Origin of the sequence: Ectopseudomonas guguanensis (genome assembly GCF_900104265.1) — a bacterium.
Classification (GTDB): domain Bacteria; phylum Pseudomonadota; class Gammaproteobacteria; order Pseudomonadales; family Pseudomonadaceae; genus Aquipseudomonas; species Aquipseudomonas guguanensis.
Window position 1 is genome coordinate 24,872 of record NZ_FNJJ01000001.1, and the last position, 15,571, is coordinate 40,442.

A 15,571-nucleotide genomic window follows, 5' to 3' on the forward strand; every position below is an offset into this window, starting at 1 on the left:
TTCGTGCATCACCGGGAGACCCGCAGCCATGCTGCTCAACCTATTCAACGAAATGCGCGCGGCCAAGGTGCCGGTGTCGGTGCGCGAGCTGCTCGATCTGATCAATGCGCTCAAGCACAACGTCGTGTTCGCCGACATGGACGAGTTCTATTACCTGGCGCGCGCGATCCTGGTGAAGGACGAACGCCACTTCGACAAGTTCGACCGCGCCTTCGGCGCCTATTTCAACGGGCTTGAGAACCTCAACCAGCACATCGAGGCGATGATCCCCGAGGAGTGGTTGCGCAAGGAGTTCGAGCGCCTGCTGAGCGACAAGGAAAAGGCGCAGATCCAGAGCCTTGGCGGCCTGGACAAACTGATCGAGGAATTCAAGAAGCGCCTCGAGGAGCAGAAGGAAAAGCACGCCGGCGGCAACAAGTGGATCGGCACCGGCGGCACCAGCCCGTTCGGCTCCGGCGGCTACAACCCGGAAGGCATTCGCGTCGGCGATGCCGGCAAGCGTCAGGGCAAGGCCGCCAAGGTCTGGGACCAGCGCGAGTACAAGAACCTGGACGACCAGGTCGAGCTGGGCACGCGCAACATCAAGGTAGCGCTGCGCCGCCTGCGCAAGTTCGCCCGCCAGGGTGCGGCCGAAGAGCTCGATCTGGACGGCACCATCGACCATACCGCGAAGGACGGGGGTCTGCTCAACATCCAGATGCGCCCGGAACGGCGCAACACGGTCAAGCTCCTGCTGCTGCTGGACATCGGCGGCTCGATGGATGCCCACGTCAAGGTCTGCGAAGAGCTGTTCTCGGCCTGCAAGACCGAGTTCAAGCATCTGGAATATTTCTACTTCCACAACTTCATCTACGAGAGCGTGTGGAAGAACAACCTGCGCCGCACCAGCGAGCGCACCTCGACGATGGATCTGCTGCACAAGTACGGCGCCGACTACAAGGTGGTGTTCGTCGGCGATGCGGCCATGGCCCCCTACGAGATCACCCAGGCCGGCGGGAGCGTCGAGCATTGGAACGAGGAAGCCGGCTACGTCTGGATGAAACGCTTCACCGAGAAGTTCAAGAAGATCATCTGGATCAACCCCTACCCCAAGGACACCTGGAACTACACCGCCTCCACCAATCTGGTGCGCGAGCTGATCGAGGATCGCATGTACCCGCTGACCCTGCAGGGCCTGGAAGACGGCATGAAGTACCTGTCCAAGTAAGGCAAGCCGCAACGAAAAACGCCGCGAACCCTGCACAGGATTCGCGGCGTTTTGCTATTCGGTTGCACGCGCCTGGTTTGCATATTCCTGCTCCAACCGGCCGAGCATTCTCTCGGTATAGTCGAAACAGTAATCCAGCTTCTCGTGCGCTTTTACATAGTCCACGGCGAACCTGAGCGACATGTCGCTCAGGCATTTCTCGACGAGGGCGCTGATGATCGGCAACGCCTCTTCTGGCACGTCGGGAATCCGTTCGCGAACGAAATCGGCACTGCTGGCCAGTCGATTGGTATCGACGGCAAAAGCCCAGTCCCGCATGGTCGCCTCATGCAGCGTACCACCCTGATCCCATCCCTCGGCGAAGCGATCCGCTTGGCCACAGCCGGCGCCCAGCAACAGCACAACCGCAAGAAAGGAGCCGCGCAGTACGTCCCAGTGCATGACACCACCCACGCTTCGAACTCAACGCTTGCCCGCGTCGTCCGGCTTGTTCAGGTCCATCACCGTCTGCGCCGGGGCCTGTACCGGCTCCTCGACCTTGGCCTCGGCTGGCGCTGCCACAGGAGCAGCCGGCGCACTCGCTTCTTCGCTCGCAGTGTCCTTCCTGCTCAGGCCGATACGCTTGAACAGCCAGCCGATCACCACCACCGGGATGAACCAGAACTTCTTCAGCAGTACCAGCAGCATGGCCAGCAGGCCGGTCTTGGCCGCCACCTTGCCGGCGACCAACGCACCCAGGCCGTAGGCGGCCACGGTGTCGAGATCCGGGTCGAATTCGGCATAGCGCTGGCCCGGGTTGAATTCGGTGGCTGCCAGCACGGCCGGTACGCTGGCCTCGATTTCTGCAAGCTGATCCATGTTGGCAACGAAATTCAGCACCAGCACACCCCTACGGCCCAGCACGCGGATGTTGTAGTTCAGGGTGTTGGCCTCGCTGTCGCCGAACTTCAGTTCCTTGGCCCAGTGCAGCTTCTTGCCCTCGGCATCGTAGCGTGGCGCAGCGGCCCAGCCGACCAGCTGTACCGGCTCGTAGCCGTTCTCTTCACGCCAGGTGTTGGCCTCACGCATGTCGGCCTGCATGTCCTTGAGCATGTCGCCGTAGTCGATGTCGGCGGCGTCCTCGTCGGACACATAACCGCTGTCCTCATATTCGACGGTCACACCCCAGGACTCCTCGGCCAGCGGCGATACCCCGGCCGGCAGGATCATGCCCAGCGGCGGAACGTCGTCCGGCGGGTTGCCCCAGGCATCGACCAGCAGGCGCTGGGCATTCTCGCCATCGAGGAATACCAGCGAATCGGGCAGGTTGAGGGTGGCCAGATCGTTGCCGAGCACCACTCGCCCAGTCTTGAACTCCAGGCTGGCGACGAATTCTTCGGGGCTGATGTACTGCGCCGAATCGTCACCCTCGGTGACCTCCTCGCTGACTGCAGCGACGTCTGGCTCGGTTTCGGGCGTGGCCTGGGCAACGCAGGTGAAGGGCAGCACGGCAACCAGCGCGGCTGCCAGGATCGAATCCTTGATCGACATGGAAACTCCAGGGAAACATCGGGAAAGGGATAAATGTAACGCCGTATTACATTAACACAGCCTGCCCCATGCCCAGGCGAACCAGCGCACCTTTTTACGGCCCCGCCAGCAGCGCTGTAATACCGGCTCTACACGACTCGCATCCCAGCTCAGGGCGACTTGTGTGGCTGTGCAACCTTCCGCTCAACGCCAGTGGCGTTGCTGCGCACGCCGAGTCTGCCCTGCTCCGAACATCCAGCCGAACAGCAGTACCAGCAGTTCCACCAGCCAGGCCAGCAGCAAGGCGCTGATCACCCCCCAGAGAATCGCATCCGGGGTGAACAGCACCTGGTAGCGATACGCCTGCAGGGTTTCCTGGAACAGTTCGTGGTCGGCGCCGGTGGCCAGGTGCCAGGCCTGGGCGTACCAGGGCCCCTGCATGGCCTGCCACTCGCGCTCGAGCAGTGCCGAACGCTGCACCAGGTGTCCGACGCTGTTGGCATCGCTGCGCATCACCGGGTCGTCGCTGACGCGGTAGTGCGCCACCAGGGCATCCATGTCGCCCTTGAAGAAGTTGCGCGCCGTTTCCCGGAACCCCTTGAGGCTTTGCTGCGATTCCAGGCGATGCGCCTCGACGCGCTTGGCGTAGTCGTCGATGAAACCCGGCACCTGCACGCCGAGCAACAGGCCGAAGGCGAACAACGTCAGACGCAGGTAGCTTCTAAGCATGGGATCAGGCCTTGCCGTGAGTGATGCATTCGCCGCAACGCCACAGGCGCCATTCGCCCGGCTGATACAGCGACCATTGTTCGTTGTCGGTCAGAGGTTCGGTGGCGATGACCGTGACCACGTCATCGGGTGTGGTTTCCGCCTGAAAATCGACCTTCAGCTCGGCGTCCTTTAGTTGTGCCGGGCCGAAGGGTGCGCGACGGGTGATATGCGCCAGCTTGCTCGAGCAGAAGCTGAACAACCAGTCGCCATCGCTGAGCAGGCAGTTGAATACGCCCAGCTGGCGGTAGCTGGCACAGGCGGCGACCAGCACCGGCAGCAGCACCTCCACCGAAACCGGCTCGGGAAAGGCGCGCCGCACGCGGTTGAGCAGGTCGCAGAAGGCGGCCTCGCTGTCGGTATCACCCACCGGCCGATAGAAGCTGGTGGCGCCTTCGAGGCCAGCCAGCTGGCCGTTGTGGGCGAAGCACCAGTTGCGCCCCCAGAGTTCGCGGACGAAGGGATGGGTGTTGGCCAGGCAGACCCTGCCGACATTGGCCTGGCGGATATGACCGATCACCACCTCGCTCTTGATCGGGTAGCGCTGCACCAGTTGCGCCACCTCCGACTCGCTGCTCGCTCGCGGGTCCTGGAACAGGCGTAGACCGCGCCCCTCGTAGAAACCGATGCCCCAGCCGTCGCGGTGCGGACCGGTACGGCCGCCACGCTGCATCAGCCCGGTGAAGCTGAAGACGATATCGGTGGGGACGTTGGCGCTCATGCCGAGCAATTCGCACATCGGATCAATTCTCCTTGCCGAGGATCAGGCGCAGCCGCTCGGCTTCGCCCTGCAGGCGCGCCTCGAGTCGCTTGCGGCCCAGCGGCAGAAAACGCACCAGCAACCGCCAGAGCAGCGCCGGCAGGTCGCCCGGCCGGCGCGGAATCAGGTGTAGATGAAGATGGGGCACGTGCTGGTTGGAATCCGGACCATCGTTGATCAGCAGGTTGATGCCGTTGACGCCGTAGCCCGCCTCGCGCAGCGCCCCGGCCATGCGCTCCGCCAGAGTCAGCAGGCGCTCACGAACCGATACGGGCAGGTCACGCAGGAACGGCGCATGCAGGCGGCTGACGATCAGCACGTGGGCCGGACGCATGGGAAAGATATCCAGCAGAACGATGAAATCATCGTCCTCGTAGAGACGATGAGCGGGTAGCCGTCGCTCGGCAATGGCACAGAAAACGCAATCCATCGGGCCTCCCTTGCACAAGGTGATCATGCTGAACGCCCGGGCAGGCAGGCGCAAGGGGGCGACTCAAATACGCGGTTCCATGCGGCCGTTGCGATCACGACCGTAACCGCGAAGCGGCAGGTCGTCGTCTTCTTCCATGCGCTCGCGCAGGGTACGCGGATCCTCGTCGGGCTCGGCTGACTGCAGGCCATCGCGCCCCTTCCACCAGCGTTCGATGGGCCAGCGAACGGCAACGAACAGCAGATAGACGGCCAATGCGATCAGGCTGTAGAGCGCCAGATCGGCCACGGCGCGCCAGGCGTTGTTGCCGACCTTGAGCAGCAGGTCCATGGCGGTGACTGCGAGCGCAGGGGCGAACAGCTCACGCGCCGGGTCGACGATGGTCGGGCTGAACAGCAGCACCGCCACCAGGACGGCCAGCGGCTCGCGCAGATAGCGCCACATCCAGCTGGTCAGGCGCATCCACACCAGCAGGCAACCCAGGGCAGCAATCCCGTAGGCCGCCCAGGCCATGAGGTAGTCGTTTTCATTCATCATAAGCAGGCGCCGGCGTGGCAGGTCTGGCAAAGGGGCGCTTATGATAGCGGTTTTTACCCGGCTCGGCGCTCTTGCCAGCCGAGCTGCTAAGGAGCTTCGCCATGTCCTCTGCCCCCATCGCCCGTCAGGAAGCCGGCAACGATCCCTATCGCTGGCTGGAGAACCGCGACAGCGACGACGTGCTGGCCCATCTGCAGGCGGAAAACGCCTACCTGGAGAAGATGCTGGAGGCGCAGCAGGGGCTGCGCGAGCAACTGTTCGAGGAAATCAGGGGGCGCATCCGCGAGACCCACCTGTCGCTGCCCACGCCCTGGGGCGACTACCTCTATTACCAGCGCACCACCGCTGGTGACGAATATCCACGGCACTATCGCTGCCGTCGCCCTGCCGATGGTTCGCTGCAGGTCGACAGTGCCAGCGAAACGCTGCTGCTCGACCCCAACGAGCTGGCCGGTGGCGGCTTTCTTTCCGTGGGTGCATTCAGCATCAGCCCCGACCAGCAACGCCTGGCCTACAGCCTCGACAGCAGTGGCGACGAGATCTACCGCCTGTTCGTCAAGGAGCTGGGCAGCGGCCAGGTCAGCGAGCTGCCCTTCGACGACTGCGACGGCAGCATGACCTGGGCGAACGACAGCCAGACGCTGTTCTTTACCGAACTGGACGACACCCACCGCCCCTACAAACTTTATCGCCACCGCCTCGGCGAGGCCGCAGCCGAAGCGGTATTCGAAGAGGCAGATGGCCGTTTCTTCCTGCATTGCTACCGCTCCAGCTCGGAGCGCCAGTTGATTCTGCAACTGGGCAGCAAGACCACCAGCGAAGTCTGGGTGCTCGACGCGCAACAGCCGCAGGGCACGTTCACCTGCCTGGCGCCCCGCGAGGAAGGCCACGAGTACGACGTCGACCACGGCATGCTAGACGGCCAGTGGTGCTGGCTGATCCGCAGCAACCAGAGCGGCATCAACTTCGCGCTCTACCGCGCCAGCGAGGACAAGCTGCAGCGCGCGCATTGGCAACAGATTCGTCCACATGACCCGCAGGTAATGCTCGAAGGTGCCACATTGAACCAGCGCGCCATCGTTCTGGCGCTGCGCGAAGGTGGCCTGCCGGTCCTCGAAGTGCAGCCGCAGGGCCAGATGGCGTACCGCGTGCAGTTGCCGGACGCGGCCTACAGCCTCTACGTACAGGACAGCCTGGAGTTTCACAGCCCGGTGATTCGCCTACGCTACGAAGCGCTGAATCGCCCCGCCCAGGTGCGCCAGCTGGAACTGGCCACGGGCGAGCAGCAGGTGCTCAAGCAGACGCCGGTAGAAGGCCCGTTCGATGCCGATATCTATGAAAGCCGTCGTCTCTGGGCCAGCGCCGCCGACGGTACGCAGATACCGATCAGCCTGGTGGCGCGCCGCGAGGTGTTCGCCGCAGGCCAGCCGGCCCCACTCTACCTCTATGGCTATGGTGCCTACGGCGCGAGCCTCGACCCCTGGTTCTCCCATGCTCGCCTGAGCCTGCTCGACCGCGGCTTCGTCTTCGCCATCGCCCACATACGCGGCGGCGGCGAGATGGGCGAAGCCTGGTATCGCGCCGGCAAGCTTGCGCACAAGCAGAACAGCTTCACTGACTTCATCGCCAGCGCCGAACGCCTGATCGCCGAAGGTCTTACCACCGCCTCGCAGTTGGCGATCAGCGGCGGTAGCGCCGGCGGCCTGCTGATCGGCGCCGTGCTCAACCTGCGCCCCGAGCTGTTCGCCGCCGCCATCGCCGAAGTGCCCTTCGTCGACGTGCTCAACACCATGCTCAACCCGGACCTGCCGCTGACGGTGACCGAGTACGACGAATGGGGCGACCCGAACCAGCCGGAGGTGTTCGAGCGCATCAAGGCCTACGCGCCCTACGAGAATGTGCGCGCCCAGGCCTATCCGGCGATTCTCGCCGTCGCAGGTTACAACGACAGCCGCGTGCAGTATTGGGAAGCAGCCAAGTGGGTGGCGAAATTGCGCCGCGACAAGACCGACGACAACCTGCTGCTGCTCAAGACCGACCTCGGCGCGGGACATGGTGGCATGAGTGGGCGTTATCAGGGCATCAGGGATGTGGCGCTGGAATATGCCTTCCTGTTTCGTGTGCTCGGGATAGCGCACGCCTAGGAGCGACTTCAGCCGCGATTGCCCAAGCATCGCGGCTGAAGCGGAATGCCGCCCAGCCACTCCTACAGGAAAACGACGCTCAGTCCTGCTTGCGCTGCCCTTCCAGCCCCTGGCTGTTGCGGCGTATCTGCTCGTCGAGTTGCGGGATCGGCTGATCACCACTGGAGCGTGGCGTCGCACCGGGCAGGGGCTGGCCCTGGGGCGGCGGAAGAAGGGGCGCTGATCCCTGGCGCTTGATCGGTACGGCGGTCGAGGGCTGGCCGTAGGGTTGTGGCGTCGCCGTTCCCGGAGAACCGGCCTCCGGAGTTGAGGGCATGCGTATGGGCTGCTGTGCCCATGCCAGCGTGGCGACAGCGGACGCCAGGATCATCGCGGCGAGAATGGGGATACGCATGATGGCTCTCCTGCTCGGCTGGCTTTCGTTCTATTCTGGCAACATCCGCCCACGAACGTTCCAGCGAAACGCCTCATGAATACGACCAGCAAGCTCGACAAGATCATCGCCGAAGCCCAGCAACGCCGCGAAACCAGCTATCGGGAAAAGGCGCTGCGCATGTACCCGCATATCTGTGGCCGCTGCGGCCGCGAGTTCAGCGGCAAGCGCCTGAGCGAGCTGACCGTGCATCATCGCGACCACAACCACGACAACAACCCGGAAGACGGCTCCAACTGGGAGCTGCTGTGCCTGTACTGCCACGACAACGAGCACCAGCGCCAGGTCGACCTGCACTACCAGAAGGAAGAGGCGGCCAGCGCGGGCTCCGGCAGCAAGGTCACGCACAAGGGGCTGGCCGGCCTGGCCGCACTGCTGAACCGCCCGGAAGGCAAGCAGGACTGAACAGCCAGCCCCACCACCACCCAGACGCCACGCTCCCGTAGGAGCCCCGCCCCGGGGCGAAGCTTTTGCCTTTGCGGTGCTCTTTACACTCACAGTCTTTAGGACATGTACCCGGATATTGCGAGACGGCAGCTATTCGCTGCGGCGCGCAGTTCCTGCATGAGACCGCGGTGTTCCATAGCCTGGTGTAGGCGCGAATTCATTGGCGATTCGCGGCTGAAGCCGCTCCTACTCGATTGTGCCAGGGCTCAGCGCAGCAGGCGCGTATCCAGGGTCTTCGACGGGCCGCCGATGACGTTCTCGGTGATGTCGATGAAGTCCTTGGTGCTGACCCGATCCAGGCGCATCAGCCCGCGGGTGACGTCGTCCAGCGAGAGATTGCCCTTGTCCTTGGTCTTCTGGCGGATTTCCCGGTCCAGCTCCTGCAGCAGCAGTACGGCACGCGCAGTGACCGGGCCGCTGGCGTTGTCGGTACGCAGGCTGCTGACCGGCTTGCTCCAGCGAATCAGCTGTTCGCGAATCTTCTGGTAGCGGTCCTCGCTGATGCCACCGGCGCGGCGCATCAATTCGATGGCGTAATACTCGGCCAGGCCTTCGGCGATCCAGTCGCTGCGGTCGCGGCCATAGATGCGGCCGAACACGTGCACCAGCTCATGCACCAGCGAGCTGGTGCCGTTCTCGCTGACCAGCGGACGGTCGGCGTGCATGTAGTAGGAGTTGGCCGCCGACAGGCCACCACGCCACATCGGGTCGCCGGCCCCGACGATCAGCAGCTTGTCCGGATCGCGCGGGAACACCTGCTGCATCTGCGGCCAGACGAAGGTGAGGAAGGTCATGATATCCATGCGCCGCATGCCCTCGCCCACCGGCGCGGAAATGGCGACCTCGGTATCGCCGAGGCGGGTTCGACGAGTGCCCAGCTTGCCGGCCAGTATCCAGCCGGTGGGACGGTCGAACTTGCGCTGCGGGTTGTCGATGCGAAAGCGGTTTTTGCCAATGCGCGGCCAACCGGTTTCCACGCTCTTCCAGCCCTTGGGCAGCTCGAACTGCAAGCGCGCCACCAGGTCGGTCTTGTCGCGCTGGTCGAGCACCGCGGCGGGCACCAGATTGTCGCCGCGCAGCAGCGCCCAGTCCGGCGTCATGCGTGCATCGTAGCGGCCGGGCTGGCGCTCCTTGTCGATCTTCACCCGATAGGTCAGCACGCTCTTGCCTTCGGCCGGCTGCCATATGCCGCGCCCCGGGGCCTGTTCCGACCATTGGCCGTCAGCCTGGAAGTCACTGTAGCGGCCGTCCTGGCCCAGGTTGAAGTCGAAGCTGCGCACGCGCTCGCCCTTCTCCAGGGTGATGCTGACCTCGGCCTGGTTGCTCTCGGGCAGAAAGCGCACGAGGTAATCCAGATCGACCTTCTGCGTGGCCGCGAAGGCAGGCAGGCTCAGAAGCAGCAGAGACGAGAACAACGGCAAGCGAAGGGACATCGAGCAAAACTCCTGATGCGGGACGTGGCGGCATATGACAGCTGCGCCACAAGGCGAATTCCATGAACCGAGCACAGATTTGCCACGAAGCGGCCGGGCAATCAACCGGCGCGGAAGATCAGATGCTCTTCCCAGTCCTCTTCGGCGACGCTGTTCTCGCTGAGCATGCGGCCCGACTGGGAAATCCGCTCGGCATGCACCGCGTCCGGGTCGCCGCTGACCAGATGGTGCCAGTGCGGCAGGTCCTTGCCCTCGCTGACCAGGCGGTAGGCGCAGGTCGGCGGCAGCCACTGGAACTGGTCGGCCTGCGCCGGGGTGAGCTGGATGCAGTCGGGCACGTGCCTGACGCGGTTGGCGTAGTCGCTGCAGCGACAGGTCTGCAGATCCAGCAGCTTGCAGGCGATGCGCGTGTAGTAGACGGCGCCGTCGTCCTCGTCCTCGAGCTTCTGCAGGCAGCACAGGCCGCAGCCGTCGCACAGCGACTCCCACTCGTGCCGATCGAGCTGGGCAAGTGTCTTGCGTTTCCAGAAGGGTTCGCGGTCGGCGGCCATGGCAGCGGTATGGACTCGGGTGGAAAAAAGCGCGGCAGTCTAGCCCGAGCGCCGGCCCCGGCCAAGCGGCGCATGCCGAACGGCAGCGCGCCGCTCCCAGGGCACGCCCTGATCAGCGCCTGGATGCTCAGTAACCGCGGGCGAAATCCACTTCACCCCGCAGTGGCTCTTCGGCTTGCCAGCGCACCAGGTTGTGCAGAAACAGCTCGGCCATCAGCGCCGGGTCGGTAGGCGCCGAGCTGTGACCGGTAAGCAGCAGGCGCGGCGCCGTCCAGAACGGATGGCCCGGCGGCAGCGGCTCCTGCCGGCAGACGTCGATCACCGCGCCGGCCAGCCTGCCCTGCTCCAGGGCTGCCACCAGATCGTCGTCGACCACCGCACTGCCGCGCCCGGCATTGATCAGCAGCGCCTCGGGACGAAAGCCGGCCAGCAGCTCGGCATCGTAAAGATCACGGGTAGCCGGGGTGTCCGGCAGCAGGTTGATCACATATTCGGCCCAGCCCACCAGGCGCGGCAGCGCATCCATGGCAGCCACCTCGGCGAAGGGCGCCTGCGTGCGCGCCTGGCTGGCCACGCCACGCAGCTGCACGTCGAAGTGCGCGAGAAACTGCGCCACCGCCTGGCCGATCTCGCCACAGCCGACGATCAGCGCGCGCCGCCCGGCCAGGCTGCGCGGCAGGCTGTGATCCCAACGCTGCTCCACCTGCGCGGCCAGGCGGGCGAACAGGCGCCGCTCGTGCGCCAGCAGATGACCCAGCACGTATTCGGCCATCACCTGACCGAAAATGCCCACGGCGCGGCTGAGGCGATAGTCACGCGGCAAATCGGCAGCCAGCAATGGTGTGATGCCCGCCCAGGTCGACTGCAGCCACTGCGGACGCAGGCCCTGGCGCAGCAGCGGCGCCATCAGGTCGGGCTGCCCCAGCCACACCGGGCAATCGCCCGCCGCCGCAGCCAGTTGCACGAGGTCGGCGCCTGCCACCAGCTCCAGCTCGGGCCGGGCATGGCGCACGTGCTGGGCGTAGAGATCGTGGTCGTCCTCGGCAATCAGCAGGCGCATGGCTCAGACCGGGTCGTTGCGGCAGAGCAGTTCGTCGGGCAGGTGCTGGATGTAATCCTCCTCGGGCGGCGGCATCTGCAGGTGATAGCCCTGCTTGTCGAGATTCTCCAGTACCGTGGCGATGTCCTCGCGGGCCAGTTGGCGCTCCGGGCTGAGTACCAGATCGAAGGCATGCGCGGGCGGGCCGAAGATGCCGAGCAGGCCCTCGGGCACACGGGTCAGGGCGTCGGCCTTGAGCACGTAGAGGTACATCTCGTTCTTGCGCGGGCTCTTGTAGATGGAACAGATGCGTTTCACGCGGATTCTCCTTCGGCGGCCAGGCAATCGAGCAGGGCCTGGCCCATCAGCTCCCGGCGCCAGCCGCGCAGGGAGTCGGGCAATTGATAGGGCCCCTTGGGAAAGCCGCTTTTCAGCAGGGCTTCCAGGGTTTTCTTGCGCAGCATCAGCTCGGGCGCGATATCCAGGCGTTCGCCTTCACGCTGGCCAACGGCACGCAGCTTCTTGAGCAGCGCAGACGCTTCGATCGGCAGCGGCTCGGGCAAGGCCTCGGGCCATTGCTCGGGTGGCAGTGCCGCGGCCTCGCGAATCAGCCTGAGCAGGGTTTCGCCATCCTGGCGCACGGTTTTCGGGTGCATGTCCTCGATACGCGCCAGCGCCACCAGGTTATCCGGCTGGGTGCGTGCCAGCGGCCATAGCGAATGCTCGCGCAGCACGCGGTTGCGCGGCTGGTTGCGCGCGCGCGCCTCGCGCTCGCGCCAGGCGCACAGCGCACGCAGCACGGCCTGCTGCTGACGCGACAGCTTCCAGGCCAGCTTGGCCTCGCGCCAGGCGTCCTCCGGTGCCACTTCACGGCTCAGGTTGGCCACCAGCTCGGCGCCGTCCTCCAGCACCCACTCGACCTTCTGCGGAGCCAGGCGCGCCATCAGCGCACGGTAGACCTCCACCAGGTGCAGCACGTCCTCGGCGGCGTAGCGCACCTGCAGCTCCGACAGCGGCCGCTGCAGCCAGTCCGAGCGGGTCTCGCCCTTGGGCAGTTCGATATCGAGCAGCGCCTGCACCAGGCGCGAATAGCCCATGGAGAAACCGAGGTTGAGATAACCGGCCGCCAGCTGCGTATCGAACAGCGGTGCCGGCAGGCTGCCGGTCAGGCGCAGGAGGACCTCCAGGTCCTCGCTGCACGAATGCAGGACCTTGACCACGTTCGGCGCCTCGAGCAGCGCTGCGAAAGGCCGCCAGTCGCCGATGCGCAGAGGGTCGATCAGATAGGCAATCGCCCCATCGCTGACCTGCAGCAGGCCGGCGATCGGGTAGAAGGTGTCGACGCGCATGAACTCGGTGTCCAGCGCGACGAAGGGCAGCGCCTGCCAGGCGGCACAATGCTCGGCCAGGCCGGCGTCGTCGAGAATCCAGTGAATGTCGTTAGCCACGAGGCTCTCCCATGAACAATGCCGCGCAGTATATATGTCCAGGCCATTGCACGGGGCGCGGCCTGCCGTCGACGATGGGAACTGTGTAATCTGTGCCGCGCACCACCTCCGACACGGAAGAACAACAATGCTGAAGAAACTGCTTGCCCTGCTCGTCGTGCTGCTGGCTGCAGCGGCCGGTTACCTGGCGCTCACCCCCAGCCCGATCGATCCGCTGCCATGGGACGCAGCGCCGGCCCCGGCGATGACTGGCGTGCTGGAACCCAACGACACCCTGATGAAGGCCGAGCTGCTCGGCCGCGGCCTGCTCCATGGCCCCGAGGATACCGCCGTGGATGGCGAGGGCCGGGTCTATGCCGGCCTGCACGACGGGCGCATCGTGCGCGTGCTGGCCGATGACAGCGTGGAGACCTTCGTCGACACCGGCGGCCGCCCGCTGGGCATGAACTTCGATGCCGCTGGCAACCTGATCGTCGCCGACGCCTACAAGGGCCTGCTGAGCATCGACCCGCAGGGGGCGATCAAGGTGCTGACCACCGAGGCCGACGGCCTACCCTTCGCCTTCACCGACGACCTGGACATCGCCAGCGACGGCACCATCTATTTCAGCGACGCCTCCTCGCGCTTCCAGCAACCGGACTACCTGCTCGACCTGCTCGAAGCGCGCCCGCACGGTCGCCTGCTGGCCTATGACCCGGCCAGCGGCGAAACCCGCGTGCTGCTCGATGGCCTGTACTTCGCCAACGGTGTGGCACTGTCGGCGAACGAGGACTTCGTGCTGGTCAACGAGACCTATCGCTACCGCATCACCCGTTACTGGCTCAAGGGCGACAAGGCCGGCCAGCACGACATCTTCATCGACAACCTGCCGGGCCTGCCGGACAACCTGCAGGGCGACCGCAAGGGCACCTTCTGGGTTGCCCTGCCCACACCGCGCAAGGCCGATGCCGACTTCCTCCATCGCCATCCCTGGCTCAAGGCGCAACTGGCCAAGCTACCGCGCGCACTGTGGCCGAAGGCGATTCCCTACGGTTTCGCCATCGCCCTCAACGAGCAGGGCGAGATCGTCCGCAGCCTGCACGACACCAGTGGCACCCACCTGCGCATGATCACCTCGGTGAAGCCGGTGGGCGACCATCTGTATTTCGGCAGCCTGGACAACGACCGCATCGGCCGTCTCGAACTGCACTGACAAAAAAGCCCCGGATAACCGTAATGCTGTTCACTTAAGCGGCGGTTGGGCGCGATCAGTCCCCTCGCCCCTGTGGGGAGAGGATTAGGGCGGGCCGCGTTCGGAGAGGGGGGCCGGCAGACTTGCGGCGATTTCAGCCCTCTCCCCCAGCCCCTCTCCCATGAATGGGAGAGGGGAGCAAAGCGCGCACAATCTTATGTGAATACCATTACCGGATAACCGGGGCTTTCTTTTATCGCGACGTTTCGAACCTCAGACCACACCCTGGGCCAGCATGGCATCGGCGACCTTGACGAAGCCGGCGATGTTGGCGCCCTTGACGTAGTTGATTCGTCCCTTCTCCTCGCCATGGTGCACGCAGGCCTGGTGGATGTTCTGCATGATGCCGTGCAGGCGCTCGTCCACTTCGCCGGCGCTCCAGTGCAGGCGCATGGCGTTCTGGCTCATTTCCAGGCCGCTGGTGGCCACGCCACCGGCGTTGGAGGCCTTGCCCGGCGCGTAGCAGATGCCAGCCTCGACGAACAGATCCACCGCTTCCAGGGTCGAGGGCATATTGGCCCCCTCGGCCACGCAGATGCAGCCGTTTTTCAACAGCGTGCGGGCGTTCTCGCCGTCCAGCTCGTTCTGCGTCGCGCAGGGCAGCGCGATGTCGCATGGCAGATCCCAGGGACGCTGGCCGGCGAGAAACTGCAGGCCATAGTGCTCGGCCATCTCGCGCAGGCGGCCGCGACGTACGTTCTTCAGATCCATCAGATGCAGCCACTGCTCGTCGCTCAGGCCACCTTCGGCATACAGGGTGCCGTCGGAGTCGGACAGCGAGATGACCCGCCCGCCCAGCTCCATGACCTTCTGCGCCGCGTACTGGGCGACGTTGCCGGAGCCGGAGATGGCCACGCGCTTGTCTTCGAAGCCCTGACCGATGCGCTTGAGCATCTCCTCGGCGAAATACACGCAGCCATAACCGGTGGCTTCCGGGCGGATCAGGCTGCCACCGTAGCTCAGGCCCTTGCCGGTGAGCACCGAGGTGAACTGGTTGGACAGGCGCTTGTACTGGCCGAACAGGTAGCCGATCTCGCGGCCGCCGACGCCGATGTCACCGGCTGGCACATCCATATCGGCACCGATATGCCGGTACAGCTCGCTCATGAACGACTGGCAGAAGCGCATCACCTCGCCTTCGCTCTTGCCCTTGGGGTCGAAGTCAGAACCGCCCTTGCCGCCGCCCATGGGCAGCGAGGTCAGCGAGTTCTTGAACACCTGCTCGAAGGCGAGGAACTTGAGCACGCCCAGGTTGACCGAGGGGTGGAAGCGCAGGCCGCCCTTGTAGGGGCCGATGGCACTGCTCATCTGGATGCGGTAGCCGCGGTTGACCTGCACCTGGCCGCGGTCGTCGACCCAGGGCACGCGAAACAGGATGGCACGTTCCGGCTCGACCATGCGCTCGAGAATGCCGGCCTCCCGATAGCGCGGGTTGGCCTCGAGGAAGGGCCACAGGCTGCGCACCACCTCTTCCACCGCCTGGTGGAATTCCGGCTGATCGGGATCGCGCTGTTTCAGGCGCGCCAGGAAAGACTCGACGGACAACGACATGCAGCACCTCGACACCACGAAGACAAAGTGGCCGGCACTCTATCAGGCGAACAAGCACCAAAACAGATCAAAATGTCGCTTTT

At 64.9% G+C, this 15,571-nt stretch carries 17 protein-coding genes; 4 read left to right on the plus strand and 13 right to left on the minus strand.

The annotated features are described in order from the left end of the window. Window positions 1-28 precede the first annotated feature (28 nt). Window positions 29-1,207, plus strand: coding sequence for a vWA domain-containing protein (locus BLS61_RS00090; protein ID WP_090425663.1), 1,179 nt, complete (start codon window positions 29-31; stop codon window positions 1,205-1,207). Between the two features lie 54 nt (window positions 1,208-1,261). Here the strand turns inward: BLS61_RS00090 and BLS61_RS00095 are convergent, their stop codons facing one another. From BLS61_RS00095 to BLS61_RS00120, 6 genes are all read right to left on the minus strand, one after another. Continuing rightward, window positions 1,262-1,648, minus strand: coding sequence for a hypothetical protein (locus BLS61_RS00095; protein ID WP_244157887.1), 387 nt, complete (start codon window positions 1,646-1,648; stop codon window positions 1,262-1,264). Window positions 1,649-1,669: 21 nt separating this feature from the next. Next, window positions 1,670-2,737 carry a DUF2167 domain-containing protein gene (locus tag BLS61_RS00100; protein WP_090425669.1) on the minus strand — a complete coding sequence of 356 codons (1,068 nt, stop codon included), beginning with the start codon at window positions 2,735-2,737 and terminating at the stop codon, window positions 1,670-1,672. Window positions 2,738-2,920: 183 nt separating this feature from the next. Continuing rightward, a complete protein-coding gene (locus BLS61_RS00105; RefSeq protein ID WP_090425672.1) occupies window positions 2,921-3,445 on the minus strand; it encodes a DUF2937 family protein in 525 nt (174 codons plus the stop codon). Between the two features lie 4 nt (window positions 3,446-3,449). After that, window positions 3,450-4,223, minus strand: coding sequence for a class II glutamine amidotransferase (locus BLS61_RS00110; RefSeq protein ID WP_090425675.1), 774 nt, complete (start codon window positions 4,221-4,223; stop codon window positions 3,450-3,452). 4 nt (window positions 4,224-4,227) lie between these two features. After that, a complete protein-coding gene (locus BLS61_RS00115; RefSeq protein WP_090425678.1) occupies window positions 4,228-4,674 on the minus strand; it encodes an HIT family protein in 447 nt (148 codons plus the stop codon). Window positions 4,675-4,737: 63 nt separating this feature from the next. Further along, complete coding sequence (locus tag BLS61_RS00120; RefSeq protein ID WP_090425681.1) at window positions 4,738-5,211, minus strand: MFS transporter; 474 nt, start codon at window positions 5,209-5,211, stop codon at window positions 4,738-4,740. Window positions 5,212-5,312: 101 nt separating this feature from the next. On the opposite strand from BLS61_RS00120, the gene BLS61_RS00125 reads away from it, so the two are divergent. Further along, window positions 5,313-7,355: a S9 family peptidase gene (locus BLS61_RS00125; protein ID WP_090425685.1), complete on the plus strand. Its 2,043-nt coding sequence runs from the start codon at window positions 5,313-5,315 to the stop codon at window positions 7,353-7,355. 79 nt (window positions 7,356-7,434) lie between these two features. Here BLS61_RS00125 and BLS61_RS00130 read toward each other — a convergent pair whose 3' ends face one another. Then, window positions 7,435-7,749: a hypothetical protein gene (locus BLS61_RS00130; protein ID WP_090425687.1), complete on the minus strand. Its 315-nt coding sequence runs from the start codon at window positions 7,747-7,749 to the stop codon at window positions 7,435-7,437. Window positions 7,750-7,824: 75 nt separating this feature from the next. Here BLS61_RS00130 and BLS61_RS00135 point away from each other — a divergent pair, with 75 nt between their 5' ends. Next, window positions 7,825-8,193: a YajD family HNH nuclease gene (locus BLS61_RS00135; protein WP_090425692.1), complete on the plus strand. Its 369-nt coding sequence runs from the start codon at window positions 7,825-7,827 to the stop codon at window positions 8,191-8,193. A gap of 248 nt (window positions 8,194-8,441) precedes the next feature. Here BLS61_RS00135 and BLS61_RS00140 read toward each other — a convergent pair whose 3' ends face one another. The 5 genes from BLS61_RS00140 to rnd form a co-directional block, all read right to left on the minus strand. Next, window positions 8,442-9,668: a hypothetical protein gene (locus BLS61_RS00140; RefSeq protein ID WP_090425695.1), complete on the minus strand. Its 1,227-nt coding sequence runs from the start codon at window positions 9,666-9,668 to the stop codon at window positions 8,442-8,444. A 101-nt stretch (window positions 9,669-9,769) separates the two neighbouring features. After that, entirely contained in the window at window positions 9,770-10,219 is a 450-nt protein-coding gene (locus tag BLS61_RS00145) for a YcgN family cysteine cluster protein (RefSeq protein ID WP_090425699.1), read from the minus strand. A 127-nt stretch (window positions 10,220-10,346) separates the two neighbouring features. Continuing rightward, complete coding sequence (locus tag BLS61_RS00150) at window positions 10,347-11,279, minus strand: D-2-hydroxyacid dehydrogenase (protein WP_090425702.1); 933 nt, start codon at window positions 11,277-11,279, stop codon at window positions 10,347-10,349. A 3-nt stretch (window positions 11,280-11,282) separates the two neighbouring features. Further along, on the minus strand, window positions 11,283-11,576 hold the full coding sequence (locus BLS61_RS00155) for a YcgL domain-containing protein (protein WP_003244590.1): 294 nt from the start codon (window positions 11,574-11,576) through the stop codon (window positions 11,283-11,285). Then, on the minus strand, window positions 11,573-12,706 hold the full coding sequence (gene rnd, locus BLS61_RS00160) for a ribonuclease D (RefSeq protein ID WP_090425705.1): 1,134 nt from the start codon (window positions 12,704-12,706) through the stop codon (window positions 11,573-11,575). The genes BLS61_RS00155 and rnd overlap by 4 nt, the downstream gene beginning before the upstream one ends. A gap of 127 nt (window positions 12,707-12,833) precedes the next feature. On the opposite strand from rnd, the gene BLS61_RS00165 reads away from it, so the two are divergent. Next, window positions 12,834-13,898 carry an SMP-30/gluconolactonase/LRE family protein gene (locus tag BLS61_RS00165; protein WP_394328125.1) on the plus strand — a complete coding sequence of 355 codons (1,065 nt, stop codon included), beginning with the start codon at window positions 12,834-12,836 and terminating at the stop codon, window positions 13,896-13,898. 252 nt (window positions 13,899-14,150) lie between these two features. Here BLS61_RS00165 and gdhA read toward each other — a convergent pair whose 3' ends face one another. Further along, window positions 14,151-15,488 carry an NADP-specific glutamate dehydrogenase gene (gene gdhA / locus BLS61_RS00170; protein ID WP_090425708.1) on the minus strand — a complete coding sequence of 446 codons (1,338 nt, stop codon included), beginning with the start codon at window positions 15,486-15,488 and terminating at the stop codon, window positions 14,151-14,153. Window positions 15,489-15,571 lie beyond the last annotated feature (83 nt).